General features: G+C 43.3%; 4 protein-coding genes. 3 read left to right on the forward strand and 1 reads right to left on the reverse strand.

The window, feature by feature from the left end:
- Together JJD74_RS31080 and JJD74_RS30360 are read left to right on the forward strand one after the other, a co-directional pair.
- Window positions 1-196: hypothetical protein (locus tag JJD74_RS31080; RefSeq protein ID WP_234451944.1), on the forward strand; the 196-nt coding region annotated here is incomplete at its 5' end.
- Window positions 197-234: 38 nt separating this feature from the next.
- Window positions 235-1,335: a hypothetical protein gene (locus JJD74_RS30360; protein ID WP_200618078.1), complete on the forward strand. Its 1,101-nt coding sequence runs from the start codon at window positions 235-237 to the stop codon at window positions 1,333-1,335.
- Between the two features lie 115 nt (window positions 1,336-1,450).
- On the opposite strand, the gene JJD74_RS30365 is transcribed toward JJD74_RS30360, so the two are convergent.
- On the reverse strand, window positions 1,451-2,545 hold the full coding sequence (locus JJD74_RS30365) for an N-6 DNA methylase (RefSeq protein ID WP_200618079.1): 1,095 nt from the start codon (window positions 2,543-2,545) through the stop codon (window positions 1,451-1,453).
- Between the two features lie 469 nt (window positions 2,546-3,014).
- Between JJD74_RS30365 and JJD74_RS31210 the strand changes: the two genes are divergently transcribed.
- Window positions 3,015-3,086 (forward strand): helix-turn-helix domain-containing protein (locus tag JJD74_RS31210; protein WP_146469857.1); only part of this gene is annotated, 72 nt, incomplete at its 3' end.

Consider the following 3,086-nt stretch of genomic DNA (forward strand, 5'->3'; position numbering starts at 1 on the left):
GGCTGAAACCTTGGGCATGACCGATTTGAATGGTGGCGCGCTCTTCAACGCTGAGTTCGGAATAAGACATAGGGACAGCACCGTACCGGAAAGGTCAGGTGTTGCACTCAGTTTTCGCCGCCGCCCATCGTTAAATATGCGATCGATTACGGAGGTGGTAAGGCACGTAATAAAGCGGGCAATGAAACGAGATTAAGTAAGTCTTCGGTTTCGTCGTATGCAGAAGATGTTCTGATGCTTATATCTGAGAAAAAGTTCTGTAGAGCCATAGTCGATGCGTCGCCTGGAACTGCGTTAGAGCTATTTCATGCGATTAAAGAGTCGCAGAAATACTCAATACGAATAAATGTGTTCTCCAAGAATATAATTAATTATGCGTTGGTAAATAAGGAATCATTTATATATCAAGAGGCTGGCGATTATGATTCCGGATTGATAGGTCATTACAAGCCTTTGAGCCAAGCTATGTTCTCAGATCACACGATGGTAGAAGAAATAGGTTCAATGTTTGAGCTTGACCTGTGGGGGGATTTTGCCTTTGGATCTGCACAGTGGGAGGCATATTGTCGTGTGGTACTAATGACATACTCGGATAAGGTTAATAGTGACTTCTGGGGAGGATCAAGATCCCTGTGGCATGCTTTCGAAAATATAAAAAATTCTGTCAATGATTTGTATAAGCTTAATGGGCTTGATGATTATTCGTTAAAGGATGACTCTGTAAAAAAATTACGTGTGATAGTTGAGTTTATAAAGAGTGCGATTTCTGTTCTTGAGGAGCGGGGAGTGCCTGAATACTTGCCGCTACGAAAAAATAATCTGTCTGGAACTCATTATGATCAACTCGCCAATCTGATATTTGAGGTTGTTCATAGCGCGGGTGCTATACAGTCACCTTGGGGGTTGTCATGGTGGATGCACCATAACTCTTTGTGGGGTGAACTGTTTGGTGGCTTTTCCTCTAACGGGCCTGCAAGCAAAGTAATTCAGTATAAGTTAAGGCGGCTGATATATGACGAAATTCAGCGGATGAAAGAATATCCGAATTTTAAAGGGGCTAAGTACGTCAGTTTTTTTCTCAATGTACTTGGTATTTTGCCTTATAAGCTCAAGAATAAACATGAAAAAATTATTCGAAATATTATAGTGGGTTGGGTGAAAGAGTTTTATGTTGGCTTGCACCAGCAGAACCCTCAGGTAGCAACGCAATGTCTCGTAGACGGAATAGTTTATGATGAGCAAAGATTACGATTGGTTAAAACGTATTCATCTAATGCCCTGCGTCCTAAACCCAAGAAGGTGTATTTGCAATTGTTGGAAAAGGCGGTGTTGTGAGGGGTTGGTTGCCGAGTTTTAATCCAGGCATTTAAGGCGGTTTCGGAGCTGATCAAGTGTGCGGACAAAAGTTGTTGATTAGTATTTAAAGTGGGCTTCAAATTTTAAATGGGTGTCAGCCAGTGGCAAGTCTTTTTGTTTCTTCTTTTTGGTTGTCTCTTGCGGTAATAAAATTCAAGTTGGAGAAAAAAATTCTGGCACGTTTAACCGTAATGTATTTTGCGCCAGTACCGCTATAAAGCTCGTAAAAGCGGTCCCAGTTTTTTATGAGTTGTTCACGTATATTTCTTGCTGTTGATTTGTCAGAGGTCTCTATCGCTAGAACACAATCGGAAAGAGCAATTATTTTATCACTTTCCAGTATGCAGATTTTTTCTTGAGTAACCATGCCAACTCTAGGGAATAGGATCGCAGGGCCTTTTATCGTTACTTTTGATGAGACGTTTCCATGAATGGATGTGAAGCATATTTCTCCATTTTTTAGCTCCGTAGTATGTACGAGCGGGAAACCATCAGCGCACGGGTTGATAGAGTGCATCTGAATACGTCCCCGTTTGATATCAACGTACCCAGTTTCTTTGTCTGATTCGGTTATCAGCCGGAGTGTGTTTCTCGCAACTTTGCGACGGCTAATTTTTACAATTGAAGTTCTGGCTACTGCGCTTTTGAAGGCTCTCATGTGGTTGTCAGTTATTATTTCTACATCATAGTGTTCGCTTATTACCGACCAGCCCTGTGAGTCTCGTTCACTTGTCAGTGATCCATTCGGTAGTATTGCAAGCATGTATCCATGGTCGGAAAGATACTTTAAGCTCAAGCTTATAAACGCAGCTGCCAGTCCAGATTTTACTCCTTTATAATCAAGCCACTCAGTAGGCTTACGTCCTCTTTCGCTAAAGGGAGGGTTCAGCAGTATTAAATCCATTGAAAGCTTTTTTAGCGAAAATTTAGTGTGAGTGTGCGCTGAGGGCTTGAGGAAATCTGAGCAAGAGACATGCCATGATGTATTTTGTGATGCAATTAATCGAGCGCTTTTGGGACTTAGATCGTTAGCAAAAATTGAAGCTTTCGGCCACGTTTCAGCAGCTTCATTTAGCAAGCTCCCTTCGCCTGCTGAAAAGTCCGCAATCGTGCGAGGAGAAAAGTTTTTCGGCACACATGCAATCATTGCTTGTGCTAGTTCTCTTGGAGTGTAATGAATGTCAATCATAGATTGATAGATCTACGCGGTCGATTTGCGGGACGTTTGGAGTGCAGGGCTGACGCTTCATCAAAAAGCGCTGAGACATGATACACAAGTAGACGCGCAGTGCCTCCTGTACGGCCTGCTTTTCTTATCGGGTGGTCATGCACCAGCTCTACCGGAGTGCTGTTGGCCAATGTGAATAAAACCGCCCCGAGTGCGTGTGGTTTTGTACCTATAAGTGCAATTTTTAGTGATTGTCCAGCGGAATCTTTCGCGATTTCCTCTAATAGGTAAAAGCAGCTGAATGGGCAATTTGCAGGAGCATATCTTATTGCCTGCCATGCTTCGGTTTCCGTCAAAGCGCCTTTGTTGCCTACGTAAGTTTCAAATACATACCAAGGTTTGAATCCGGGTGAACCCACTATAGGCGTTATATACGGCGGCGGCGAAAACTGAGTGCAACACCTGACCTTTCCGGTACGGTGCTGTCCCTATGTCTTATTCCGAACTCAGCGTTGAAGAGCGCGCCACCATTCAAATCGGTCATGCCCAAGGTTTCAGCCTG

It is taken from the genome of Pseudomonas sp. MF6776, from assembly GCF_016613125.1.
GTDB classification, from domain to species: Bacteria; Pseudomonadota; Gammaproteobacteria; order Pseudomonadales; family Pseudomonadaceae; genus Aquipseudomonas; species Aquipseudomonas iridis.

Coding starts and splice junctions, on each gene's coding strand:
- JJD74_RS30360 (WP_200618078.1), top strand. CDS start 235: ATGCTTATATCTGAGAAAAAGTTCTGTAGAGCCATAGTCGATGCGTCG.
- JJD74_RS30365 (WP_200618079.1), bottom strand. CDS start 2,545: ATGATTGACATTCATTACACTCCAAGAGAACTAGCACAAGCAATGATT.